This is a genomic window from Arcticibacterium sp. SM2516, assembly GCF_057914865.1.
The window spans coordinates 5,461,235-5,487,679 of the sequence record NZ_CP195290.1 but is presented as its reverse complement, the minus strand read 5'-3'; the positions used below and the strand labels follow the sequence as shown (position 1 = coordinate 5,487,679).

22 protein-coding genes and 1 tRNA gene are annotated in these 26,445 nt (G+C 37.3%); 6 read left to right on the top strand and 17 right to left on the bottom strand.

Going from position 1 to position 26,445, the window contains the following annotated elements:
• Window position 1: 1 nt before the first annotated feature.
• From ACSBFT_RS22400 to ACSBFT_RS22385, 4 genes are all read right to left on the bottom strand, one after another.
• Entirely contained in the window at window positions 2-1,459 is a 1,458-nt protein-coding gene (locus ACSBFT_RS22400) for a RagB/SusD family nutrient uptake outer membrane protein (protein ID WP_489602507.1), read from the bottom strand.
• Window positions 1,460-1,495: 36 nt separating this feature from the next.
• Window positions 1,496-4,906, bottom strand: a complete 3,411-nt coding sequence (locus ACSBFT_RS22395; RefSeq protein ID WP_489602506.1) for a SusC/RagA family TonB-linked outer membrane protein — start codon at window positions 4,904-4,906, stop codon at window positions 1,496-1,498.
• Between the two features lie 193 nt (window positions 4,907-5,099).
• Window positions 5,100-6,185 carry a FecR family protein gene (locus ACSBFT_RS22390; RefSeq protein WP_489602505.1) on the bottom strand — a complete coding sequence of 362 codons (1,086 nt, stop codon included), beginning with the start codon at window positions 6,183-6,185 and terminating at the stop codon, window positions 5,100-5,102.
• An 82-nt stretch (window positions 6,186-6,267) separates the two neighbouring features.
• Complete coding sequence (locus tag ACSBFT_RS22385; RefSeq protein ID WP_463048718.1) at window positions 6,268-6,876, bottom strand: RNA polymerase sigma factor; 609 nt, start codon at window positions 6,874-6,876, stop codon at window positions 6,268-6,270.
• Between the two features lie 528 nt (window positions 6,877-7,404).
• Between ACSBFT_RS22385 and ACSBFT_RS22380 the strand changes: the two genes are divergently transcribed.
• From ACSBFT_RS22380 to ACSBFT_RS22370, 3 genes are all read left to right on the top strand, one after another.
• Window positions 7,405-8,865 carry an SGNH/GDSL hydrolase family protein gene (locus tag ACSBFT_RS22380; protein ID WP_489602504.1) on the top strand — a complete coding sequence of 487 codons (1,461 nt, stop codon included), beginning with the start codon at window positions 7,405-7,407 and terminating at the stop codon, window positions 8,863-8,865.
• A gap of 15 nt (window positions 8,866-8,880) precedes the next feature.
• Window positions 8,881-10,380, top strand: a complete 1,500-nt coding sequence (locus ACSBFT_RS22375; RefSeq protein ID WP_489602503.1) for a sialate O-acetylesterase — start codon at window positions 8,881-8,883, stop codon at window positions 10,378-10,380.
• 98 nt (window positions 10,381-10,478) lie between these two features.
• Complete coding sequence (locus tag ACSBFT_RS22370; RefSeq protein ID WP_489602502.1) at window positions 10,479-12,551, top strand: NPCBM/NEW2 domain-containing protein; 2,073 nt, start codon at window positions 10,479-10,481, stop codon at window positions 12,549-12,551.
• Between the two features lie 427 nt (window positions 12,552-12,978).
• On the opposite strand, the gene ACSBFT_RS22365 is transcribed toward ACSBFT_RS22370, so the two are convergent.
• The 5 genes from ACSBFT_RS22365 to ACSBFT_RS22345 form a co-directional block, all read right to left on the bottom strand.
• Entirely contained in the window at window positions 12,979-13,374 is a 396-nt protein-coding gene (locus ACSBFT_RS22365; RefSeq protein WP_489602501.1) for a hypothetical protein, read from the bottom strand.
• Window positions 13,374-13,814, bottom strand: coding sequence for a T9SS type A sorting domain-containing protein (locus ACSBFT_RS22360; protein ID WP_489602500.1), 441 nt, complete (start codon window positions 13,812-13,814; stop codon window positions 13,374-13,376). Before ACSBFT_RS22360 ends, ACSBFT_RS22365 begins: the two co-directional genes overlap by 1 nt.
• A 251-nt stretch (window positions 13,815-14,065) precedes the next feature.
• Window positions 14,066-15,046 carry a trypsin-like serine peptidase gene (locus ACSBFT_RS22355; protein WP_489602499.1) on the bottom strand — a complete coding sequence of 327 codons (981 nt, stop codon included), beginning with the start codon at window positions 15,044-15,046 and terminating at the stop codon, window positions 14,066-14,068.
• 30 nt (window positions 15,047-15,076) lie between these two features.
• The gene (locus ACSBFT_RS22350) at window positions 15,077-15,523 is read right to left on the bottom strand and encodes a hypothetical protein (protein ID WP_489602498.1); all 447 of its coding nucleotides are present in this window, start codon (window positions 15,521-15,523) and stop codon (window positions 15,077-15,079) included.
• 738 nt (window positions 15,524-16,261) lie between these two features.
• Window positions 16,262-16,335: transfer RNA gene (locus ACSBFT_RS22345), tRNA-Arg, on the bottom strand.
• A gap of 192 nt (window positions 16,336-16,527) precedes the next feature.
• Between ACSBFT_RS22345 and ACSBFT_RS22340 the strand changes: the two genes are divergently transcribed.
• Window positions 16,528-17,922 (top strand): aminopeptidase P family protein, encoded by a 1,395-nt coding sequence (locus ACSBFT_RS22340; protein ID WP_489602497.1) that lies wholly within the window; start codon window positions 16,528-16,530, stop codon window positions 17,920-17,922.
• 59 nt (window positions 17,923-17,981) lie between these two features.
• Window positions 17,982-18,440, top strand: coding sequence for a YehS family protein (locus ACSBFT_RS22335; protein ID WP_463048845.1), 459 nt, complete (start codon window positions 17,982-17,984; stop codon window positions 18,438-18,440).
• A gap of 6 nt (window positions 18,441-18,446) precedes the next feature.
• Here the strand turns inward: ACSBFT_RS22335 and ACSBFT_RS22330 are convergent, their stop codons facing one another.
• Window positions 18,447-18,845: a hypothetical protein gene (locus ACSBFT_RS22330; protein WP_489602496.1), complete on the bottom strand. Its 399-nt coding sequence runs from the start codon at window positions 18,843-18,845 to the stop codon at window positions 18,447-18,449.
• A gap of 100 nt (window positions 18,846-18,945) precedes the next feature.
• On the opposite strand from ACSBFT_RS22330, the gene ACSBFT_RS22325 reads away from it, so the two are divergent.
• Window positions 18,946-19,362, top strand: coding sequence for a DUF1761 domain-containing protein (locus ACSBFT_RS22325; RefSeq protein WP_489602495.1), 417 nt, complete (start codon window positions 18,946-18,948; stop codon window positions 19,360-19,362).
• A 60-nt stretch (window positions 19,363-19,422) separates the two neighbouring features.
• On the opposite strand, the gene ACSBFT_RS22320 is transcribed toward ACSBFT_RS22325, so the two are convergent.
• From ACSBFT_RS22320 to ACSBFT_RS22290, 7 genes are all read right to left on the bottom strand, one after another.
• A complete protein-coding gene (locus tag ACSBFT_RS22320; RefSeq protein ID WP_463048842.1) occupies window positions 19,423-20,406 on the bottom strand; it encodes an alcohol dehydrogenase catalytic domain-containing protein in 984 nt (327 codons plus the stop codon).
• Between the two features lie 111 nt (window positions 20,407-20,517).
• Window positions 20,518-20,733, bottom strand: coding sequence for a hypothetical protein (locus ACSBFT_RS22315; protein WP_489602494.1), 216 nt, complete (start codon window positions 20,731-20,733; stop codon window positions 20,518-20,520).
• The gene (locus ACSBFT_RS22310) at window positions 20,734-20,907 is read right to left on the bottom strand and encodes a hypothetical protein (RefSeq protein ID WP_489602493.1); all 174 of its coding nucleotides are present in this window, start codon (window positions 20,905-20,907) and stop codon (window positions 20,734-20,736) included.
• Between the two features lie 70 nt (window positions 20,908-20,977).
• Window positions 20,978-21,868, bottom strand: coding sequence for a cysteine synthase CysM (gene cysM, locus ACSBFT_RS22305; RefSeq protein ID WP_489602492.1), 891 nt, complete (start codon window positions 21,866-21,868; stop codon window positions 20,978-20,980).
• Between the two features lie 2 nt (window positions 21,869-21,870).
• Window positions 21,871-22,680, bottom strand: coding sequence for a serine O-acetyltransferase EpsC (epsC, locus tag ACSBFT_RS22300; RefSeq protein WP_489602491.1), 810 nt, complete (start codon window positions 22,678-22,680; stop codon window positions 21,871-21,873).
• An 83-nt stretch (window positions 22,681-22,763) separates the two neighbouring features.
• Window positions 22,764-25,154: a TonB-dependent receptor gene (locus ACSBFT_RS22295; RefSeq protein WP_489602490.1), complete on the bottom strand. Its 2,391-nt coding sequence runs from the start codon at window positions 25,152-25,154 to the stop codon at window positions 22,764-22,766.
• A complete protein-coding gene (locus ACSBFT_RS22290) occupies window positions 25,151-26,356 on the bottom strand; it encodes a DUF4249 domain-containing protein (protein WP_489602489.1) in 1,206 nt (401 codons plus the stop codon). The genes ACSBFT_RS22295 and ACSBFT_RS22290 overlap by 4 nt, the downstream gene beginning before the upstream one ends.
• Window positions 26,357-26,445: the final 89 nt, after the last annotated feature.

Here is a 26,445-nt window from a genome sequence, read left to right as displayed (position 1 = left end):
TTTAGTAACCAGCAACTTGCTGAATTTTTGGGTTAGCGTCAATTTCAACTTGGGGAATCGGGTAGCGTATCATGCTTTCTTTGGCATTGACTTTTCCACGTGCTTTTGCTTGAGAAACCCAAGTACCGTTACGTATCAAATCCTCTCTTCTTTTGGCTTCTGTGAAAAACTCCCAAGCCCTTTCTTTGGTATTTATATAATCTCGGAGTGCATCTTTTGTGGCGAAAGAGGCAAGTGTAATCGGAGTTGCATTAGCTCTATTCCTCACTTGATTGATGAGATCAATTGACCTTGCATTCGGGCCATTCATTTCATTTAATGCCTCTGCCAAGGAGATTAATATATCTGCATAGCGAACTATAGGAAAGTCATTGCCATGGCCTCCTTGGGTAGCAAGAGGATCCTGTATAAACTTAGCCGAAACTGATTTATTTATTGGTTTTTCCTTAGTGCCAAGTAATACGACAAATTGTCCATTAGTATCCCTATGTTCAGTAATAAACATTTTACGACGGTCATCCTTACTTTCAAAAGAGTTAATGAATGAATCATACGTTTGTGTATTTGCACCAAAATTTCCTCCTGGTGTATAAGCATACCGATCTGGTAACATGGTTACTGGAATGATATTATTCCTATTCACATTGACACAGGGATCCACAAATATGAACTCCTTATTTCTTTCCCTATCGACACTAAAAAGTGAAGTAATATCCGGCTCCAATTGATAATATTTCAAATTCATCAATTGCTCTGCAGCAGTGACAGACTTCTGCCAATTTTTAGTGTTTAAATAAAATTTAGTTAGTATTCCAAGAGCAGCACCCTTGTTAGCTCTTCCATAAGACTTTTCTTGTCCAGGATTTGGCAATTCAGGAACTACCGCCTCCAACTCATCTGAAATGAATTTAAGTAAAGCGGCTTCTTCACCTTGCCCATTCTTTAAGTTCTCGGGTGTGAGACTTTTAGTAAATAATGGCACATTTCCGTACCAGCCATAAAGATAATCATACGCCATAGCACGAATAAAACGGGCTTCTGCCGTAACCAGTTTTTTATAGGTTTCTGTGCTGTTAACGTTTTGAACTTCATCCAAGATTAGATTGGCATCTCTAATGGCCTGATACATCTTGTTCCAAGGTGGCTCACCCTGTAAGAAATCACTAGGTGTCCACACCCAATCCATATATTTTACGGCATTCCGATTAAGCGAACCACCTTGCTGCCATGTAATATCGGAGGGCCATTCAGACATATATATTTTGGTAACCATTTCCTGATTAGCAAACTGAAGACCACCGTAGGCCGAAAATAAAAGGGCGTCCATTCCCTTTTCCGTTACCAAAAGAGTTTCAGGGTTAAGCTGACTTGCAGGTACTTCTACCAATTGATCATGACAGCTACTGATGAACATAGAACCGATGCTTAGCATCAATATTTTTGCAAAATTATCTTTCATGTTTTTGTTATTTAGAGAATACGTAACACCATTCTTTTAGAAACCTACATTTAATCCCAAGCTGTAAGTTCTGGCCATTGGGTAAGCATTGTAGTCAACTACAATTCCACTTCGACCTAAAGAGCTCACTTCAGGATCAAAACCAAGATATTTGGTGAAAGTGTACAGGTTTTGTGCACTCAGATTAATGGATGCGGCTCTTATCCATTTTAGTTTTACTGTCGGGAGATTATAACTTAATTGCACACTTCTAATACGCAAGAAAGAATTATCCAGAATTATTAAACTGTTACCTTCTGGCACCCCATAAGTAGAAGGGTTTACAGACGACGGCCAAGTGTTAGAGGGGTTTGTAGGTGTCCAGCGATTCAAAATAGGTTCTGCAAGTCGATTGATAGGCGTATTTGCAGGATAAAGTGAAAGCATCAAATTATTATTTAAAACACTGGAACCTTGCTGACCTTGTAGGAAGACATCCAATTGAAAATCACCATAACTAAAGTTATTACTTAAACCATAAGTGAACTTCGGAAACGGTGAGCCTAGTACCGTGCGGTCATTATTATCAATAATACCATCCTTATTAATGTCGGCATAAATAGGATTCCCTGGCTTTGCTCCCGCAGCTGGCGTGGGAGTAGTTTTAATTTGTTCTTCATCCTGAAAAATTCCAATAACTTTATGTCCATAATAAGAATACAAAGCTTCACCTGGTCTTACCAAGGCAAATTGTGACGTAAAGGCTACTTCTCCTGCAATAATTTCTTCAATATCTCCTCCTAAGCTTAAAACCTCATTTTTGATTTTAGTGAAATTAAATCCAGATTTCCATTTTAGTTTTCCCGTGAGATTTTCAGTTTCCAGCATAAATTCAAGTCCTTTATTTCGGACGGAACCGACATTGGATAATACCGTTTGAAAACCTGTTGACACAGGAAGCGGAAGGTTTAAAAGTAGGTCTTTCGTGTTCTTGGCAAAATAATCAACAGAGCCTCTTATTCTATTGTTGACTATACCAAAGTCGATACCGAAGTTGGTTTGTTCCGTAGTTTCCCATTTCAAGTCAGGATTCGGAAGACGAGCAGGAGAGGCTGTAGCTGTGAGTTTATTATCTATTACCGCAACCCCACCTGTAAAAGTACCTAATGATGCAAAATTGTCAATCTCTTGATTTCCAGTCTGTCCCCAACTAGCCCTTACTTTTAGTTGATCAAAAAAACCAAGATCCGAAATAAAGTCTTCATTTTCAAGACGATACCCCAATGCCACCGAAGGAAAGAAACCAAACTTATTATTTGCACCAAAACGTGAAGAGCCATCGACTCTATAGGATGCAGTCAACAATAATTTATCTTTAAAATTATAGTTGATGCGACTTAGATATGACAACAAGGTGTTGTCTGATAAATTACTTCTGAGCACTGCCGTAGCTGGATCCCCAAGGCCTAAATTATTAGTGGTTGTTAAGTCAGAGGAGAAATTAGAAATATCTCCACTAAAAGTTCTATTGTCAAAACTTTGAAATGTATAGCCCACAAGCACACCTATTGTATGGCTTTCATGAAGTTTTTTATTATAGAACAAGGTACCTTCAAACAATGAACTATTTCTTTCAAGCGTAGCAATCGAAGCGTTTGATATTCCAAGAGTTCTTCGCAAAGTACTTGGAATGTAGGTGTCTCTTCTTTGATTTTGTCTATCAGCTCCGAAGTATACTTTTCCTGTTAAACCATCTATTATCTCATATTCAGCAAAAGTGTTGAGTAAAATCCTGTTTGTTACAGCATTGTTGTCAATTAAATTAGAGATGGCAACGGCATTATCAAGATTTGGTAAAGTACTTGATTCCGTATAATTCCCATTACTATCGTAAATCGGTTTTGTAGGTTCAAAGTCAATTGCAGAATTAATAACACCTGCGTTAGTTACAGTTCCTTGACCATATGAAACAAATTCATCCTTTACTAAACTTCCATTTGTGTTAATTCCAAATTTGAGCTTCTTTCCGATGGTCTGGTTCAGATTTAGACGGAAAATATATTTATTAATTCCTGAATTTTGAATAATCCCTTTTTGGTCAAAGTAGTTAAGGGAGGCATAGTATTGCGTATTGTTTTGAGTCCCTTTTACAGTCAATGCGTGGCTGTTGATTGGAGCTCGACGAAAGATTTCATTTTGCCAATCCGTATCTACTCCGGATGATCTAATTTCGGCTATTTGCTGCTCGGAATAAACAGGGTTTTGACCCTGTGCCACACTAATTTCATTAATCGCTTGGATGTATTCTTCACTATTCATCACGTCCAATTTGTTTGCCACAGTTTGGGTGGATGTATATAGATTATAGTCCACTTCAAGTCCACCACCCTTAGAGCCTTTTTTTGTGGTGATCAAAATAACACCGTTTGCACCTCTTGAACCATATATAGCTGTAGCTGATGCATCTTTTAGTATTTCAATCGACTCGATATCAGCTGGATTTAATGAATTTAAAGGGTTTCTAGGTGAGTTATTTTGTGCTATTTTCCCTCCTGGGGAAGAGCTTAAAAGCGGAGAGTTATCTATGGGAAATCCATCAATTACATATAGTGGGTCATTACCCGCAGTAATGGAACTACTTCCTCTAACCCGAACAGAAAAGCCTCCACCAGGTTCACCGTTAGATTGTGTAACTTGAACACCAGGGGCACGACCCACCAATAGTTGATCGGCTGAAACTATCGCACCTTTATTGAAATTCTTTTCACCAAGCGATACAACCGAACCCGTCAAATCACTTTTCTTCTGGGTACCATACCCAACAACCACTATTTCTTCAAGTGCTTTGAGATCTGATTTAAGTGAAATATCAATAATAGTCTTATTACCTACCACTATCTCCTGAGCTTCATAACCTACAAAACTAAAAATCAATGAAGCTGTATTGTCTGGAACTTGGATGGAATAGGAGCCATTAACATCAGAAGTGGTACCACGTGTTGTTCCCTTGACTATGATACTTACACCAGGTATGAGTTCTCCACTTTCGTCAGAAACCGTTCCTTTAACAGTGATATCAGCAGTTTTAATAGTTAGGTATTTAGGTATTATAATTTCTGGCCTCTCTATTTCCACAAACTTTCTTTCCAGACCCTTGCGTAAAACTATACGCTTGCTTACTTCCGAAAAATTGAGATTTAGTGGCTTAAGAATATGTGAGAGAACATTAATAAGAGGTTCATTTTCCGCTTTAATATTAACTTTCTCTTTCATTTCCTCCATTCTAGATCTATAAGAAAACTTCACATTTGTTTCGTTTTCAATATAAGTCAAGGCATTCTCGAGGCTGACATTAGAAAGTGACAGGGTCACTTTCGTGTCCAATAACTCTTGCCCATTAACAGGGGTGGCGAAAGAAAGGCTCACCATTGAGAGTAAAAGCACTATTTGTATTAGGGAAATCTTCAAGATCTTATACAGTAAGCCGTTATTAAATAAACATTTTTCCATACTTTTGAGTGTTAAGGTTATACTTCGTTATTAGGTATTTTCTTACATTTCCCGAAACCTTTGCAGAGGTTAATTCGGAAAACTTGGCGTCGAAAATGTAATTTCATTTCGACGCTTTTTTTGTTTTTTTTTTACATAGGCATTAATTGGTTTAATTACATCCTTCAGAAATAATATTAATTTGGTCGCCATTCATCTCAAAACGAGAGTTTCCACCTATACTTTCGCAAATAATTTTAAGCTTTTCAGGCAATGGTACATCGCTTAAAGAAGTGGTGAGGTAGCATGAGCGTAAAAGTTCAGGAGAAAAGTTCACCTCCACATCATATGCTTGTTCTATGGTCTTGAAAATTTGTTGTACAGGAATATCCTTGAAATCAAAACTCAAATGCTCTATACTACTTTTAGCTTCCAAAATGGATTTATCCAAAGTAATATCTTCTATTTTCTCAAATTCAAGCTTCTTTTTAAAAAAACGTGCAGCCTGATTTGGTAGTAAGGTTAAATCTTCTTTTACGTCATTTTCTATGGCATGAACCGAACTGACTTTCACTATACCTGTGCGAACAGACACTTCAACATTAGATTGCTCTATACGGGCTTTAACCCTGAAACTAGTACCGTAAACTTGGGTAACTACCTCATTAGAGTATACGTAAAAAGGTTTTTCCGGATCGTGACTGATTTCGAAAAAAGCATCCCCTGATAAGTATACCTTGCGATCTATATGACTAAACTTTTTAGGATAGCTAAGTTTACTTTTAGGCTGTAGCAATACAGAGCTGGCATCGGCGAGCGTAATTAATTGAGGTTTATCAGAATTATTTATTTGTTCTATGAGGCCATCCGAATTTTGTTCTACTAAATGATTCCCAACTTGCTCTAAAAGGTTTTGAATATGATGATACCCCAAGAAGATAGTGCCAAACAGAAATACTGCAGCGGCTGCTTTAAACCATGTTCTATGAAGCCATTTTTTTGAAACTTGAATCGTCTTTTTGCTCCGTATTTTTTCAAGAGTTTTCGCCAATTCTTCATTTAATACCGACTCGGACATTGATTTCTCCGAAAATTTCATTGCTAAGACCCAAACTCTAGCTTCTTCTACCAACTTTGCACGCCCAGCACTCTCAAGAGTCCACTGTTCCCAATAGTCATTATTCTCCCGAAACCTCACCCACCTCTTAAATGATTCGTCTTCCAGTAAATCCTCTATAGTATTATAACTATTCTTCATCCTCATGATCTTGTTTTCAATAACAGAGAGATGAGTTTCAAAATTTGGTACTCACTTAATGGTACTTTTTTTTGAAATACTTTTAATTTAAGTAGAAGCAGAGAGGTATAAGTAAAGGAAGCGATTCAGACCATTCTTTTCGAAGAAGTAAAATGGCTCTATGAATTAGGTTTTTGGCAGACTGGTAGTTCATGTCCAAAATTTTTGAAACCTCCTCTATACTCAAACCATGATGATACCGAAGGCAAAGTGCTTCCTTCTGACGTGGAGGGAGGGAATTTATGAGAACATTAAGTTTTTCTACCTTGTTATACATTTCATCATCTACAATTATTTGGTCCTCTATAGAAAAATCAAATAAAGATTTTACGCTATCAATATCTTTCTGATCACGTAAATGTTTTTCCTTTTTATATAAGTTGGCTATCCTTCTTCGAACACTTGAAATCAAATAAATCTTTGCACTAGCAAATTCATTTATAGAACTCCTATAAGTCCATAAATCCACAAATACATCTTGAACACAATCATTAACGAGGTATGGCGTATCTAATAACGTTTTACCATAACTTACCAAAGTAGGATAATACTTTTTAAACAACAATGAAAAGGCCTCTTCATCTCCCTCTCTAAGCTGAATCCAAAGCACTGAATCTTCCGTCTCGTTATTTTCTATTCGATAGGTTGCCATACTTTTATTGCATTATTCTGCGTAAAAGTAGTATTATATTTAATATAAATATTAAAACATTCTTTATTCTGTCAGGTGCTTTTCCATTGAAAACTATCCCTCTAAACGTCTTTAAACTTGATTCTTAGACATAAGTATAAAAAAATAAAATTTATTATTAGTTAAGCTAATACAATAAGTTGCCAATAGAATACCACCCTAGGTTGGCAAGCATTTCCCCAATAGTAAATACTTAAAATACGGACATATGCTCAAAAAGTAATATTTCAGATTTGAAGATGATGTTATGAAATAGAAACAGATTTATTATCAGCTCTTTAAAATATTAAACATAGCACAATCAAGGCCTTTTCAGCCAAACAAGCCTCAAAGTACTTATAACCTGTACAGTAAATATTAATCGACAAAATTACTTATTTGGTCTTTATTCTTCAAGCAAGCTACACAGGCTAATTACCTTTTACTGAGTATAATAAGCTAAATTTATACGTATAAATCTTATCGTTCACAATGAATAACAAATACATAATGACATTTCTCGCAACTGCTTTTATTACCGCTTCCATGTTAAGTTGTAATACCACTGATTTATTACCCGAAATTCCTGATTTATCATTCTCCATTATAGGCAGGGACACCATTCGGACAAATATTTTCTCTCCTCAGCTATTAGAAAATGCCAAAGACAATATAGGAATCTACAGCAATAGTATATCCTATGAAACAAAAGTTATCTTAGCCAGAGAAATAAAATTACCGGAGTCTAATTTACCGGAATCTGATCTAACTGAGTTAAGGAATTCAAAATACACAGATGGCGAACAAAACGAGTTTAAATATGTGGCAATAGGAAGCTCTTTAACGGCAGGAGTAAGAGATGGTGGTTATTTTAACGAAGGTATTCTAACTAGTTTTCCAGCAATTCTTGCCAACCACTTCAAGATTAAAAATTTCGATCAACCTCTTTTTTCTCCCTCCGATTATAATGGTTATGGTAGGAATGAAAGAGTAAGTTCAAACTGGACCGGTGGACCAGTTCTTAAATTTGCTAGAAGTAGCAATAATTTAGGGTTTATTGCCTCGGAAAAAACCATTGATAGTAAACCCCTGAATAGAGCCTTTGAGAGCTTCAATAATTTAGGAGTTCTAAGATCCGGTGCCTTTGGTCTTGATTTTCCAAGAGCTGCATCTAGTGTTAAAGAAACTTTTGAGACAAATAGATTTGATAACTGGGGTTTTGGAAAAGGCGAGAATGGGATTTTTGGTTTAACCCCGTTGGCTAATAAATATAGGGCACTAAATGGAGACTTTTTCACTTTAGAGTATATGTCCGAATTTTTAGATTTTGCTCTTGGGTCAGGCAACGTTCAGGTTGGACCTGGCATACACTCTCCTAGCACCCCTTCGGTTTTAAGTATTTTAACAAACTATTCCGAAAAAGGACTAAAGGGATGTGTTCTTAATACTCCAGATGTAACAAAATTTCAAGTTTTACATCAAATCAAGGACTTTACTTTTTACTGTTCAGTATTAAAGTCCATAGATCCTTCTTTCTCTTTAACTCCTGAACAATTTAAGAGAGAAGAATATTTAATACATCCTACTACGGGAAACGATTCTTTAGCTAGCCCCAAAATACACATAGCCCTTAAGAGCTCTTCACAAGTAAACATTTCTGAAAAAAAAGACATTCAGCGACTTATTGGAGAATTAAATGACAGAATGAAGGAATACGCAGAAAAAGCAGGATATCCTTTAGTAGATATTTATGGGCTTTACAACAAAATCCTAGAAGGTTCTTTTGTCTCACATGATGGCGTAAAAGTGGACCCCAGTCTCAACAATGGAAATTTCTTTTCTTCGGATGGAGCTTACCCGTCAGCTTTTGGTAATGCTATAATCTCCAATGAGATTATTAGAACCCTTAATAGACATTACAAAACAAATATTGATTTAATTTCCACTAAAGCTTATTTACAAATTAAGTAAACCGCAACAACGACTATGAAAAAAACAGTCAAATACATTTTTTTGATCACATTATACCTTTGCTCGCTCAACGAGGTTTTTGGTCAATCTATTAATATTACTTATCCCATCAATGGAAGCGTAATTCAGAGAAACTCTTCTGACGAAGCAAATATAAGCTTTGCGGGTAGCATTGGTTATGGCTATGATAATGCGACCCTCTACAATTACTTTCTGATTATTTCGGAGTTAGAGCTGCAATCGGGCGGTTTAAAGAGTGGAGTCAATTCAATTCTATTGCCCTTTACCCTTTCTGCTGTACCAGGAACAGATGTTTCAGTTTTTAATAAAAATGTTACCCTTCCAAAGGGTTGGTATGATATACTAGTTGGTATTACGCCAAAATCAGGTGTTAGTAATCCTGTTGGGTATAGTCAAAAGGGATTTAAGTTTGGAGTTGGAGATGTATTCGTTATAGCTGGGCAATCCAATGCACAGGGATTTCAAGAGGAATTTGATGCGGGTTTAATTAATTTTTATTCTAGCTATACAGATTCAAATATTCCTGATGGAGCTCGAGTTATTGGTCAAGCGGAGCTAAATCATACTAGAAATTATGGCAATGACCCAAATGATAAATTTGAAGTTTTAGAACGTACAAGTCTACCTTTTATTAAAGGGTATGAAAAATTAACTTTAAACAAACCATTATTCGCTTCAAATACGTTAGTAACCAGTAACAATTACCATATATTTGATAGACCAATATTTCCATATGGCGTTGCCTCTTGGTGTTGGGCTCCACTGGCCAAAAAGTATGTAGAAACCCATGGTGTACCAGTACAGTTCTATAACGTTGCAGACGCTGACAGATCGATTAACGATTGGCAAAAGAATGGTAGTTTAGGTCTTTATCAAAGATTATTGGATATACTGATAAATCAAGCAAATATTACTGGATTTAGAGGGATTCTATGGCATCAAGGCGAAAGAGACGCAAAACTTCTAACATCAAGTACAGAATACCAAACCAAACTACAAAATTTAGTAAATGACATTCAGAACGATTATGACCCAAATGCAAGTACATATAGTCCAATTAACTGGTTCATTTCAAGGGCTTCTTTGTATGGTCAAAACTCTGGAGGAAGTGATAAGGTAAATTCCAATATTATCGGGGCTCAAAATTCCGCTTCATTCAATACCTCTTCTAAAAAGGATGGTATTTTTTCTGATATTATTACCTCTGCTCAGAGAGCACCAGTCCAAAGGGTACATTTCCATGACGAAAGCCTAAACACTGCCGCTGAATTATGGAAAAACAGACTCAGTTCGTCAATTATAGCTGGAACAAGTCCTAAAATACCAATGCAAGCAATTGGCCGGATAGCTTTCTCTAATTTAAATAATGGTTACATACGTTTAACTCGCGAAAATGACTTTCCCATAGATGAAATAAAATGGGTTAAAAATGAAGAGGGTATTTCGTCGGCAGTGGGAAGCGGAAACTCTATTGATGTACCCGCACTTCTTTAAAAACCTATTATACTGCCTATGTAAAACCAACAGTAAAGAAATATTACTTTATAACTTTTCCATATATATTAGCCAATGACGAGGATAGAAATCCGTTCGTGTCAATCAGAGGCGAAAAGTACAGTATCAACAGTACACCTCAAGCCCAAGTCAAAAATGCAGAACTCTTTTCTCAGAATATGCCTTGGTCGGCTTCGGTAACTAGTGGTCAAAGCTGGGCTTCTATTGTTCAAAATCCAAATGGTTCATCCGGAACTTATGAACTAAAGTTTCAACTTGCTGAAAATTCTACAAACTCATTAAGAACCGCAGAGGTCACCATCGTAGGAACCGGTGCAAGTAATACAATGACTAAAATAGTTCGCATCCATCAAACTGGTAGTTCTTCGTCGGGTGGTGGAAACAATGATCTAGCCTTAACATCCCTAACACCCGTATCCTATTCCCAAAGCTATCTAACAACTAACTTTAATGGAACAAATATCGCTGGCAATGATATGTATATTAACGGAATTCAATATACGCAAGGCATAGGAACTTCTGCCCAAGGTAGTGTTGTCTATAATATTCCTTCTGGCTATAGTTTTTTTAACGGTAAAGTTGGAAGAGATGATGGTTCTGACGATTGTGCTTGCGGGCCTATGAACTGTAGCTTTCAAATTAAACTGAATGGTTCTATAATTTGGTCTAGTGGAATACACAGTATAAATTCTGCTGCAGAAGATTTTTCAGTTAATGTATCTGGTGGCGGTACTTTAGAATTAATTTCTAATCAGACAGGAGATGGCCAATGGGGTGATTGGGCTGATTGGGCTAACGTCTATTTGAGTGGTTCTGGAGGAGGGGGCTCAAACAATGTTCCCGAACCCACTAATTATTTTGCAAATCCCACTTCTGTAACGGCCAATTCAGCCTCCGGTTTATCAGCCACATGTAGCCAAGGGACTGTAACATGGAGCACTAACCAGACAGGTTCTCCTGTGACTGTATACCCTAGCACAACTACAAACTATACTGTCAAGTGTGTAAGCGGTTCTCAACCAAGTGCCAATAGAACTGTAACCGTTACCGTTACCAATTCAACCAATTGTGCTCCTTTATCAAATAATCTTCCTATGGGAGTTTGGAATGTAACTGGAGATTCTTTCTTCGCTCGATATTTCAATAATCAGTATTGGTTAACCCAAAAGGTAAATGTGAATGGTTCACAATACGACGAGTTTGTTGTACGAGGTTCAGAAATGCTAAAGAGGACTTATGATTTTCAAACTTCGTACGCTGGTGAGTTTAATAACCCTTGTTGGGGCATGATTTATTCCCAATATGATGGACTTGAAGGGCCCAATAACGCTAATACGCCAACGTTTAATACGCCACCCGGCTACTATTTATATCAATCAAATGGCACACATTACTATTCTACGTATAACAACAACAGTTCTGGCCCAATAACGAATGGAGCATGTTACACAATTAAATCGACCATTAACAATAAGTACTTAACGGCCATTGGAGGTGATTTTAATGAATTTCAATCTGGAAATTCAGGTAGTACTAAAATCTGGAAATTTACCAGTTCGGACAATGTAAATTGGAAGGTGACTTCTGGTGAAGGAAGCGGCAAGTTTCTTTACGCTACAGACATGTATTGTGGAGCAAGAATTAAACGAACAACCTCAAGTGGTCAAGCCAACCAACTATGGCAGTTTGACATGAACGGAAATGATTTTAGGTTCTATGCTTCAAACGGTACTACTTGGGATCATGAAGGAGCTGGTTCTTTGAACAATCTTCAAATGTGTGGAGATAATACACAAGGGTTTCAGACTTATCGTTTGTTTTCTTTAGCAAGTGCGAGTTGCCCTTCTGGTGTAAGAATGGGCAATTTGGAAGAGGCTAGAGAAACAGAGGAGGAGGAATTACCTTTTATTACCGTAAGTCCGAATCCAAATTCAGGAAGGTTTAAGGTACATATTAACTTAGAACAAGAAGAGCTGGTTACGCTTAACCTATTAGATCTCCTTGGAAGAAAGCACTTTGAGCATGCCTTTATCGGACAAGCCGGACTGACTGTAGAGGATTTAAATATTAAAAACATTAATCCTGGGACTTATTTTATTCAAGCTGTTACAAATAGTAAAACAGGAAGTACAAGAGTGGTTATAGAATAAGATTGTAATTTAAATAGGTGAAAAGGACTACCTATTTTGAAAGAGTATTCAGAATATAATCTGAGCAACAAGAGGCTGTCTCTCTATTTTGAGGCAGCCTTTTGTTGTTATATACAACAACTACATTACTAGCCTTTTTACTCTAGCCATTTCTCAGCTAGTTCGTAAGAATATGGCTCTAAAATAATTAGTCTATTTAGCTACTAAGAGATTTGAACAAAAGTGGACATCGCCATTAACCGAAGTTTGACCATTCAACAATTAGCTAATAATTTTGGGTAGCGAATGACTTAAGTCTTGACTGACTGCCCCCGCTGGCTGAGCCCCTCTACAGAGTTTAATTTAGACTCTCGTTATTACCGTTTACAAAAAGACCTTAGACTTCCAAAGAAAGGCACTTCACCCTCGAGTTTACTTACCATCTTGCTTATTCAATTCCCACTATATTATCTAGGACTAAATATTCCCGTAAACCTTCACCTGGCACTTGTTTTCTTTCAAAACTTCCATTAACCCAGAGCACTACAGATCTATTAAAATTGTAATTAATATAATTAAAGTCCTCCTTTAAATTTGCCTGGTCAATCTTTGCATATAAAATATCATGATAGATTTGACCGTCTATTGAAATAGAATCTCCCTCACTGAATATTTCCTTACCTAGCCCACCCTGAATGCTAGAACATTGAATTAGATAATATTTGTCCTGTGCTTCTTTTAAGTAATATCCGAAAACAGTCAGGTCATGTTTAGGTGGTTTTTCAGCTTTGTCACAGCTAATCAGCATTATACTTATTAACACCGACACAATTAACTCTTTCATTACTCAATTATTAAATGATGTGAATCCCGATGATCAGAATAGATTACCTCAACTATGTACTTTCCAGCCGGGATCTTTTCCAACGCAATGTTAAACTTATTATTCTCTTTAATTAAATAAGAACTTACAATACTTGAGGAATAATGTACTCTGCCCTTGGAAGCTGAAACTATCTGTACCTTTCTGACTTCATCCCAATTAATTCCTTCAATAAGTGCTAAATTAACAGATCCCCTTGCTGTGTTAGGATATATTGTACTTGATTTAGCAACTCTATAGCTTCCTCCAGAGGGGTAAAAGAAAGTAGAGTTAGAACCACACGAGTTAGTTGCAGTAACACTGAAAGAATTACTTCCAGACCATGAGTAAACATTGACATCCGAGCCACTTGTACCACTATAACTCCAACCGATCGGAAAACTCCATGAAATAGAATTCACATAAGAAGTATTATTAAAATGAAAAGAATTCGTTCCCGTAGTATTTAAGTTTATTGAATAACCGCTACTTGTATGATTTGTTGTTTGATTTGTAACAGAAATAACTGGACCTCCTTGCCAAATGTTAATGCTATTTGAGACAGAATGTGTGGTGTTATTTTCAGCGTCTCTTGTAACAGTATATGTAGCAATTAGTGTTCCAGAAGTATTCGAGCCGTTGGCTTTAACCGTAACACTTTGTCCGGTGTTGCTTAAAATTTGGAGCCCCCCAATAACGCTCCGGTTACCGTTTCTCCAGCAAGTAAATTTGGCATTGTATATATCGAAGTAGAATTAGTACAAAGTATATCAGGCCCATTAATTTGCGTCGGCATTAAAGTTTCGAGCGAAGTCAAATTTTGACTATTAGATAAAAATGGTTTTAAAGGCCCACTTCCGGTTGACCATGCATTAGAAAGTTTAAAAAATTTATCAGGGTTTGTTCCATAGGATAAGCCACCAAGAATTTTATGTTCTCCGGTTTTAAATAGTGGACCTCCCGAAGCACCTTTAGGAGTTTCACCTATGTTCCAATATACGTTATATTTATCGGCTCCTTGCCCTGTAATATTTCCACTGCTGTAGTGTTGCCGGCCTTGGTAAACACCCCCTGGATGACTAAGGCTATAAATTGGAGTATTAGTCGAAGCGTCGAGCCGATTCCAACCCAAATAATTGATACTAAAAGGCAGAATATCATCTAATTCGACCAATAAATGATCGCTTGGCCATTGTGAAGCCAGGTACGTCGCCCCCGTACCCGTCCATCTTAGAGTTTCATTTGTAGTTGAACCACAATTGTATCTAATTGCAATTTGAAAGTTAGCATTCTCAATTGCTGCAATATCATTTTGTGTCAAGGGTGTTGGATCAATGCCATAGATCCCTGTAATACAATGACGAGCTGACAAAAGAAGAGGTCTTCGATCGTTATCTTCATTATTGATCACGCTGAATGAACAATTAAGTCTGTCATCAGTATAGAATTTTCCAACGGCAAAAGCTTGAGGATTTAACTCTGAATAACAATCTGAAGAGGGGGAAGTGCTTGAAACTTTTAGCTTCGCCTTTCCCTTGTCCACTTCTTTATATTTAAGGGCTGAGATATGAATGTTACTTTTTATTTTATCTGAGTCATTTTTTTCAATAAGGATGATAAAAATACCGGAAGAAGAAAATGTCGATGAATGCAATAAACGTTTTACACCTTCTTTGAAATTAGCCTAGGTAATAGGGCCTGCAAATTCATTAAAATCTTTAGACAAAAAATATAAATCCGAACCATCTGAAAGTACGACGTTATCAAGTACCAGATCAATTTCTTCAGTTTCTTCAGACTCAAACAAATATGCAAAAATATTCTTGTTTTTGAGTTTTTCCAACTTTACACTTTTGAAATCAAAATCGATCGTGTCCTTTTTTAGTTCAAATTTCAAGGAATCTTGTTTCTTGTAAGATTCGCTTTCCTTGTTTATATTGTGTTTGTAAGAATCAATTTTTGCGAGATCAATGGAATATTTTTCTATTAAATTTTTCGATAAAGAATCTGCCTTATTACCAGAAAGTACCCAAAATTGGGAATAACTTGAAAATGATAAAAAAAAGCAGAAAACTAAGAAAGCGAAACGGGCAGAGAGACAGAATGTGCTTCTGAAAATGGATTTTTTCATAATTGTAATGTTTTAGCAAATTTAGATTCGAAGACTATTCGAAATTAATCTTTTACCAAGAACTTGGCAACTAAAGTTATTTAACGGCGATTTATACAAAGTGCTCAAAACCAGGTAATTAAGAGGATACTTATCAACGAAAGAATGTTTCATGCATATGAAAAACCCGTAGTCTTGTGCCAGAATTTAAACAAGCACTTTGATACATTTGGGTTTGTCGAAATTTGCTCCAAAGGAAGAAGCTTTAAGAGCTCTGCCATACCTCCAGATATAGCTAAGAGCTTTGTAGTATGGCTAAAGAATAATTACTCAAAAGGTATACATGGCGACCCTGTAAGTTGGAAAGAACATCTTGAATAAGCAATGGGTAGAGTACCATTCAGTTCAATATAAGTTTCAATTAACTCTCAAAACCCATCAACAAACCCTGTAAAACACTCTCTATAAGATATATACGGACATTACATCTCAATTTACTTCTACTTATAACCTGTCCCAACCTCTGAAAAAATAATTCCATCAGTCCCAAATCCGAAATCAAATAAAATTTGAGAAAGAACAAATTCCGTCCTTACAAAGCAAACAACTATTTCACCTATTAAACAGTGTAATTTCATTACAATTTTTGATAAACCTTTGCTCTTAAAGTACTACTTATTCATCAAGTCTTTGTTTGAAAATTGTTTGAAAACAAAAAGACGTTAGAAAGTTAAACCTCCTAACGCCTTCTTTACTAAGTGATCCCAGCACGATTCGAACGTGCGACCGTCTGCTTAGAAGGCAGATGCTCTATCCAGCTGAGCTATGGGACCCTCAGGACTCAAAACAAACTTGTTTGCCTCAAATCGGAGTGCAAAAGTAGCACACTTATTATTTTTATGCAATAAGCCACCCCAAATAATTTTAAAAATATTTCAAAACGCTCTAAAAACCTCAGAATTTAACCTTTCACGTGATTAATTCAGCTATGAATGCTAGATTTGCATATCATCAAGCTAAAAAATATGAAACTATTCCCAAGTCTAACATATATAAACAGAAGAGCAAAACTAAAATCTTCTATGGGTTCTGGATTGATCTTATTCATGGGGAACAATGAATCTCCAATTAATTACCCAGACAATCATTTCAGATTCAGACAAGATAGCAGCTTCTTATACTTCTTCGGAATTAGTCAAACCGGCTTAAATGCCATTATTGACACCGATTCGGGTGAAGAAATATTATTTGGCAATGAATTTACCATTGAAGACATTATCTGGATTGGACAGCAAGAAACCATTAATGCCAAGGCCGAAAAAGTGGGTATTAGTGAGTTAAGACCTAGCTCCGCCGTATCTGGAATCATTGAAAAAGCGATAAATACCGGTAGAAAAATCCATTTCTTACCAATCTACAGACACGACAACATTATTCAGCTGTCTGAATGGTTAAAAACCTCTATCGCTGAAGTAAAAACTGGAGCATCAAAAGAACTTATAAATCAGGTCATAAACCTACGTTCTTATAAATCTGCTGAAGAAATAACCCAGATGACTCACGCTGTGAATATTTCGAGAGAAATGCACATTGCCGCTATGCAGAACGCCGCTCCTGGTAAAAAGGAATTTGAGGTGGTAGCCGAAATATATAAGGTAGCTAAAGCAAACAGCTGCTATCTGGCTTACCCAGCAATTTTCTCCATCAACGGCCAAACCCTCCACAATCATGGTCACGACAATACCATGAGCAGCGATCGAATGCTTTTAAATGATTCGGGTGCTGAAAATCAAATGTGCTATTCGGGCGATATAACGAGAACGATGCCTGTATCTGGGAAATTTACAGCTAAACAAAAAGAAATATACAATATCGTATTAGAGATGGAAGAGTCTTCCATTAATGCCTTGAAACCTGGAGTAAGCTACAGAGAAGTACACATTGCCAGTAACACACTTATGCTGGGCCGACTAAAAGACTTAGGCATCATCAAAGGAGATGCAGAAGAGCTTAGTCAGCAAGGGCTTGGAGGCCTTTTTATGCCACACGGTCTAGGTCATATGATAGGTATGGATGTTCACGATATGGAAGATTTAGGTGAAGATTTAGTAGGCTATGGAGAAGGCTTGGAAAGAAGCAAACAGCTCGGATTAAAATCTTTACGTTTGGCGAAAAAGCTAGAAGCTGGCTTCGTAGTTACTGTGGAGCCAGGGCTTTATTTCATTCCAGAACTGATAGAAAAATGGAAAGCCGACAAAATGTTTGCGGACAACATTAACTATGCTAAGCTGGAAGAATATTACGATTTCGGCGGCGTGCGTATTGAGGATGATGTTCTTATCACAGAAACGGGTCATCAAATTTTAGGAGATAAAATTCCTAAAACCGTATCCGAAGTAGAAACAACCATGGCTAAATAAGGAGATTTCCATACCAAGGTTTCTTTTCATCTTGGTATGGATTAACTTTAAAATCACAAATGACCAATAACGATATACTTAAACGCGTTAGATACGCTTTCGATTTCTCTGACGACGCCATGATGGAAATCTTCAAACTAGGTAACTACAGAGCCAGCAGAGCTATGGTGAGCGACTGGTTAAAGCATGAAGAAGAAGAAACCTTCGTCCCTATTGACGATTTTCTATTGTGCACTTTTTTAGACGGTCTCATCATTAAAAAAAGAGGTCCCAAAGATGGCCCAATCATTAAGCCTGAGCGATTATTAAGCAATAATAGTATTCTGAGAAAATTAAAGATTGCCCTTGATTTAAAATCTGATGAGGTTATGGCCATTTTCAAACTGGCAGGGGCTAACCTAAGTGAGCACGAAATCTCCGCTTTTTTAAGAAATCCTAAACAAGGTCAATACCGTCAAATGAATGACCAATACCTAAGAAATTTCCTAAACGGCATGCAAAAGAAATTTCGTCCATAATATTGGTTAGGCACACTTATACACCCTTGCTTCCTTATTATAGACCAACAGGTAAGTTCCATAATCTTGTAAGTCGTCGCCTACAAATAGTGTCAACTTTAGGTTACCGTTTTTTAAAATTTCACCAGAAACCCTAGCCTCAATGGCAGCATAAAAGGATTCATCGTCAAAGTACGCTCCAGATTCTCTAAAATACAGTGCCGCCACTTCAAATTTATTGTCCTTTAAATTTTGGGGATTTGGGAAGGTAGCATGGGCACAGTCAAACTCTAAATAATTACCGCTGGACGCCACCGTGAGCCAGGCATGTTCTGTTCCCCAGTTTCCAAAACTAAGACTTGTAACAGATTCTTTTTTGCAAGAAAAGAGGGATAAAATCACTAAAATGTAAGCTAGTTTCATCATCGTTTTTGTTTGCCATCTTATCAATAAACGTATATTAGTAACGACTTTATATACCTTTAAATAAGTATTTGTTTTCTTCAAAACCTTAAACCTTACAAATATGGATTTCTCGAACATTAACTTTCTAGCAGTTTTAGTAGGTGCTTTAGCCGGATGGATGTTCGGCTCGCTTTGGTACAGCCCCATTCTTTTCTCAAAAGCATGGCAAGCAGAACTTGGCATGACCGAAGATGACCTTAAAGATGCCAACATGGTCAAGATTTTTGGTGGCAGTTTTGTCATGATGTTAATCATGGGGTTTGGTATGGCCATCATGCTGCGTGGTCATGAAGATGGCGATATCAACTGGCAAGTTGGAGCCATGCATGGTCTTTATGTCGGTCTCATGTTTCTTGCTACTTCCATGGGTATCAATATGCTCTATGAAAGAAAATCCATCAAACTTTGGCTTATCAATGCAGGATACCAGATAATTATGTTGATAATTATGGGTGCCGTAATTGGAGCTTGGGCGTAGGATTTGACGTAAAAAGCCCCAAAACTGAACCGTTTTGGAGCTTTACTTTGAAAAATAACTCTACAGCTCAAACAATACCTTCCCTGCAGACATTTGGGTGGTATAGGTTTCTATTGCTTTGGCAAAATCCTTAATGTTAAACTTAGCATTAATATCTGTTTCAAAGCCATCTTTTAGCATCGCCTGTACTTTTCTGGTATCCATCAAGGTCTGAAAAAAGCTTTTTCTAGAAGCCGTTTTACTCAGCCAATATCCTGAAATCTCGTATTCCTTGAATATAAAATCACGACCATCTATAATATTATCATGCTCCAAGTCTAACTTTCCATAAATTACCATTTTTGACATGATAGGAAGCGTTCCTAAAATCTGACTTGGCAACATTCCTCCGCCAACTGCATCCAAAAAAAGCATTTTCCCCTGTGGTTTTGCCCAGTCAGCAAGTCCCTTTTGCCAATCTTCCTCGGAGGAGTTAGCAATATAGTCTACTCCTCTTTCTTTTAATTTATCTACTTGCTCTTTCCTACGTACTACGCCCGCAAAGCTCAAACCTTTTTTATTCGCTTGATACTGTACCATGCCACTTAAAGCACTGGCAGCGGCAGACATCACAATACCTTTGTATCCACCTTTTAAAGCATTTTCGGATAATTCAACGGCTGTAAGTGGATTTACGAAAGACATGGCTCCCTGTTCCATAGCTACATTTTTACCCAAAACCACACATTTGGTAGCGTCAGTTAACATGTACTCAGCATAGGTACCATCACCTTGTTCAGAGGCCACACAAGCCACCTTTTTCCCTTTAAGATAATTAGCGTAAAAACCTCCACCTGAAGCTATCACCTCACCACTACCTTCAAAACCTGGTACCACAGGAAAAGGTTTTTGAATACCATATTGACCCGTCAAAAAGGCTAAATCGGCTGGGTTTATTGGCGAATACGCCATTTTAATTAAAACCTGACCCTTTTTAGTGGCTTTCGGCGTTTCTAATTCCACCAATTCTAAAGTGTTCGGTGCTACTAAATGTAGTGCTTGCATGTTTTATTGTTTATTGAAAAGTGCTATTAGTTCTTCGTGAATCATTTTAGGATTTTGACGATTGTCAGTTAACGTGATAATCTCAATTTCTCTTCCCTTAATTCTGTAGTACTAGGTTGTTCTCCGAGTTACGACGCATTTATAAACTCCTGAAAAGCTAGAAAGTTTAATGGAAGACTCTGGCAAACGCTCTATTTTATCGAAAGAGACATATAACTTTTTTAAGAAGTTATTTTTAGTGGAAATACCCCAATTCTGTTCGATAAAAGGAATCAATCTTTCCAACTTCTCTGAAGCAAAAACAGAAAAATATACCCTGTATTTCATTTAAGAAAATTTCTGTAGAAATTCTCTTGCAGGTACTCTCATACCCTTATCTAATTGCTCTATCCCTATTTGAATTTCTTTTTCCTCAATTTCTGTCAATTCGAAAGCATCCTTTTCTTCTGACTTAAGCAAATCAAACATGCTTTGAATTAAAGATGGATTCTCAATATTCATGATTTCTTTGACCAATTCGATTTTTGATTTTGTATATCCATATTCAAAGCTAACAAATAATTTCGGTCAATCAGCTATACAAATCGCTGCTCAAATAACGGTCTCCTCTGTCGCAAACAATGAATACAATATTACCGTGTTCTAATTCCGAAGCAAGCTCAATGGCCGCTGAGGCTGCACCTCCACTGCTCATTCCAGCAAAAATAGACTCTATTTTTGCCAAGTCTCTTGCTGTTTTGGCAGCAATTTCCGTAGAAATATCAAAAACTCTATCAACACGTGACTCATCAAATATTTCAGGCAGGTATTCTTTTGGCCAACGTCTAATTCCAGGAATAGAAGAACCTTCTGTTGGCTGACAACCTACTATCTGGATATTTGGATTTTGTTCTTTCAGATACATAGAAGTACCCATAATGGTACCTGTAGTACCCATAGCACTCACAAAGTGCGTCACCTTACCATCCGAATCTCTCCAAATCTCAGGCCCAGTAGTCTTATAATGAGCCAAGTAATTATCAGGGTTAGCAAATTGGTTAAACTGAAAATAGCCATCTTCTTTGCCCTTTTCATCGGCATAGTCGCGGCATGTTTCTATACCGTCCAGCAGTGTAACTTTTGCTCCGTAGGCTTCCATGGTTTTGGCACGTTCCACAGTACTGTTTTCTGGCATCACCAGCTCTATCTCTAAATCATATTGACAGGCTATCATAGCCAAAGCTATTCCAGTATTGCCACTGGTGGCTTCTATCAACTTATCTCCAGGCTTTATGTCTCCTCTTTCCAAAGCAGACTGAATCATATTTAATGCCGCTCTATCCTTAACAGAACCGCCAGGATTATCACCTTCTAATTTGGCATAAATCTTAACCCTAGGATTCTCGCTATTTTTATAATGTGGGTTGAGCCTTTTTAACTCTACCAAAGGGGTGTTTCCTACTAAATCTACTATCGTAGCCATAATTAAACTAATTCTCTTTCTTTAACTTCTATTTCCGGTTTGTGGTAAACTATGCTGTTGGCTGGGACACTTTTCGTGAGCCAAACGTTACCACCAATGATACTGTTGGCACCTATAACCGTTTGACCACCTAAAATAGTGGCATTGGCATAAATTACTGTCCCGCTTTCAACCGTTGGGTGCCTCTTAACGTTAGCCAAGGCTTTGTCTACACTTAGTGCTCCTAAAGTTACACCTTGATATATTTTTACATTCTCCCCTATGACCGACGTACCTCCAATCACGATTCCAGAACCATGGTCAATAAAAAAATTCTCACCTATCACTGCTCCAGGATGAATATCGATTCCCGTTTGAGAGTGCGAGAACTCCGTCAAAATCCTTGGGATTAAAGGAATATCCATTTTTAAAAGCAAATGAGCCAACCTGTAAAAGGAAATGGCATGAAATCCTGGATAAGCTCTGATAATTTCAAACTCACTGGTAGCAGCAGGGTCACCAGCCATAATGGCTTTCACGTCCGCACTTAAAAGTCTGAAAAGTTCTGGAAGAGATTCTTTGAAAATATTTGCTCTTTCTCCATTATCACAATCTTTGCATTTATCTGTAGCATTCAAAATGAGTTTTAGTTCATTTCCTAAGTTCCAGATTTCCCCCTCTATCTCGTCAATACTTGGGAAGAAATCTTTTGCTTGTTCTGGAAATAAAAGATGAAAAACCTCCGTTGCCCACGCCCCTATTTTCTTGGTTTGTGGCACAGCTTCCGTTTTTTGATGCTTTTCGTAAATATGTTGCAAAAACTGCTTTTCCATTTATTTAGATTTTCATTTAACTTTTAACGAACAATTTGCCTGCCACGTTCAATTCCTAGGCCACCTTTTCAATAAAGTTTTACTTACTCAAAGGTAAAATTATACGCTAGAGAAACTATTGGAGCACCTAATATTTGAAGCTTATAGGCTTTTGTTTGGCTGTCCTTTGTCTTGAAATACACCGAATAAACATTTTTCTGGCCATATAAATTATATACAGAAAAAGCCCATCTGCCTTGCCACCTTTTTCCCTTCATAGAAGGATTGTAAATATTCCATGAGAAATCCAGACGGTGATAATCAGGAATCCTTTCATTATTCCTTTGATCATAAAAAGGATATAAACTATTCAAATAACTCACGAACCCCACCGCCTGTGTGTACGGTCTACCCGTACTGTACACAAAATTAAAGGAGAAGGAATTATGTTCGTCTACATGAAATTCTAATGAAGTATTAAATGTATGGGGTTTATCATAATTTGCGGCATACCAGTCGCCTCCATTAACCAATTCCAACTGATGCACACTAGCATCTACTCTATTAAATGTTCTGGCATAGGTATAATTTGCCCAACCAGTAAGCACTCCTTTTTTCTTGGACACCATAAGCTCTAAACCATAAGCTTTGCTTTGCCCCTGCACTAATTGGGTTTCCGGAAATTGCTGAAGCAAAAAATCCGCCCCGGGCTTATAATCCATGATATTTTGGGTAGTTCTGTAATAAGCCTCCATGGTAGCCTCGTAAATATCATCTTCAAAAGCATAATAATAACCTGCCGTAAAGAGATTACTGATTTGAGGTTTAATGTTGGTATCTGCCGTTTTCCATCTTGAAGTCGGAATAGGCGTAGTGGTGTTTGACACTATTTGAAGGTACTGTCGCATTAAATTATAACCAAATTTAATAGACCTCTTAGGACTGATAGAGTACCGCAGACCAAATCTCGGCTCTAAGCCGCCATAGTTTTCAATCTTTTCCCCTTTTCCATACTGCGTTACTTTTGCTACAGAAAAATCATCGCGAGGTTCCCCTGCTATATAAGTACGAACCTCAGCAGCCCCATAATTATAAAAATAACTATATCGTAAACCCATAGAAACAGCCAAATCATCATTTATAGCATACTCATCATCTAAATAGGCGGCTAGTTCATTGCCTTGCTCTGATGGCGTCACAATCTCATTGACACTGGTACTATTTCCTGGATTTAAGCGACCTGGATTAAGGGCATAATTGGTAAATATTAGCCCTCCCTCTGTCTTGTGTTTTTGATACTGATAATAGAGGTTTGTTTTGATTTGCTTTTGTAAAATGCCCGACTCTAACTTAATATCATTTTGGGTAGCGGCTTCTTTCGTAGCGATATTCGGTTGATAATCTGCCACAATGACCGCTGCTTGCAAGTCTAGCTTGTTATTGAAAATATGGGACCATTTAGCACTCCCGTTTAAAGTATTATGTTGAAAATAGGTGGTAGTACCGACTACGTTAGGCAAATTCGCCAACAAATCTGTTTCGAAATAATCAGTGCTATAATATCCCATTGCGGTAAATGTATTTTTATCACTTACCCTCCAAAATGCTTTCCCTACCAATTCTCCAAACTTGGTTTTGATATGCTCTAAATCATCTGAAATGATGGGCAAAATAACATCGTGATTAGAACCTCTTCCTGCCACATAAATACCCAATCTATCTTTTATTACAGGTACATTAAGCATCAGTTTTTCCGAAATCAGACTGATGCCACCTTTCGCAGTAAACTTTGTTAAATCTGGATTAAGTAAAGCCACATCCAATACAGATGCGGCTCTTCCGCCATACCTCGCAGGTACATTTCCTTTATATAAATCAAGATTTCGGACAGCATCAGGCGGTGTTACAGAAAATAAACCAAACATGTGCGTAGGATTGAACACTGGCGTATCGTCAATCAAAATGAGGTTTTGGTCGGTAGTTCCGCCTCTAATATTGACGCCATTGGATGCCTCTCCAACGCTTGTCACACCAGGCAACATTTGAATACTTCTAAAAAGGTCCACCTCACCAAAAGCCGCTGGAATTTTCTGAAGTGTTTTCATATTGATGCTATTGGCACCCAAAACGGGTTTCCGTACGTTTTGATCAAAACCTTTAGTGGACACAATAACCTGCTCCAGCGTATTAGAAACCTCCTCCATCCTAATAATTCCATCTATAAGGGACACACCTTTATCCAGATAAATCCAGCTTGACACATAACCTGTGTATCTAATCTGAATGGCATTATCGGCGTAAGGAAGTATAATATTGAATCTACCTTCGGTATCAGAAGTCATGCCGCTCTTTTTTCCTTCATGATTAAGGATAATGGACACCCCTTCTAGCGGTTGGCTTGTCAAAGAATCTAAAACCTGACCCGAGCAAAAAATCTGTGCGTAAGTACCCGAAAAACTACCAAGAAACAGGATTAAAAGTTGCACTTTTCTCATATTCCAAATTGCCAATTTCTCGGTGCGTCTGAAGTTCTAGTCGTAGCTGAAACACAAGGAGCTAGCGGCACCAAAGACCTAAATTCACCGTCTGACTCAAAAACCGTATCCCTATTATTTAAAATGCTAAAAATCCTATTAGGCAACAAATCCGGAACATCACTCCGGCTTAACATATGTCTTATTTCTTTTACTGCAGAAGCCGTAAAGTAGCCAAGCACTAACTCTTCTTTGGCATTCACGTTTAGAACATTACTTTTAATTGGAGCAGGCGGCGTATCCGCCAGCGAGCCCGAATGGACCGATTGGTCTTCTATTAGTTTCAAATACCTGAAGGCCCCAGCCGTAAGTGATTTCTGCTGTATGGCCACCAAGCAGCTATTTGATTGAAAAGCGGGAACTTGAGCTATTAATTTGTTTTTCTGAGGCTGCCCATTGGTAAACACATCCGAAAAAATAATGATATCATCGCCTTTATATATCTCCCAGCATAAGCTTTGACATTTATAATCATACTGGGTATTTACATTCAAACTGGTATTGGTAATACATCCTCCTGTGCTTCCAGCAGACTCATCCGCGGCATAATATAAACCTTGTTTACAAGTATGACATACATTCTGAATCTCATAATCTGTCCACGACCAACTATAAAAATTAGCCTCGTCTGCAGGATCATTAAAATCTAAATAGAAGTCATGTGAGGGTGTTTGAATATTGAAAAGCCTAGGTTTCGTCACACCCTCTGGATTAAACTTGATATTATAATTTGCAACATCTGCTACAGGTTTCATCCGTTCATTGCTAGATGCGTATGACTTGCCATCGCTCGTCTTAAAATTCAATTTATATTCATTGCCCACTTGAGCTAAGAAACCATTTGGCATTTTATAAATACCTGGAAAAACTTCTTTCAAAACATGAACTATATGATCATTCTCAATCACCTCTACTTTGGCATTTGAAACCGGAACAGCCTCATTATTTTTAGAAAAAATGGTTTTGGTAAAATCCGTACTAATAAAATCACTTTGGTCGTCCGTTTCAAAGATTCTGATTGTTTGTTCTTGATCAAAAACGTTTGTGATAGTTCCTTCTACTATGAGGTACTTCATGTTACTTTTTATACTTACGTCATAAGTATCTACACAAGCCAGAAATAGAAAAGCTAGGAAAAAAAACTGCCATGAGATTACTTTCATGAGGTGAGACCGTCTCTATTAACGGTAATTATTAGTACACGCGATATGACATAAAAGTACTCTTATTTTAAATAAATCTTATCTCCACA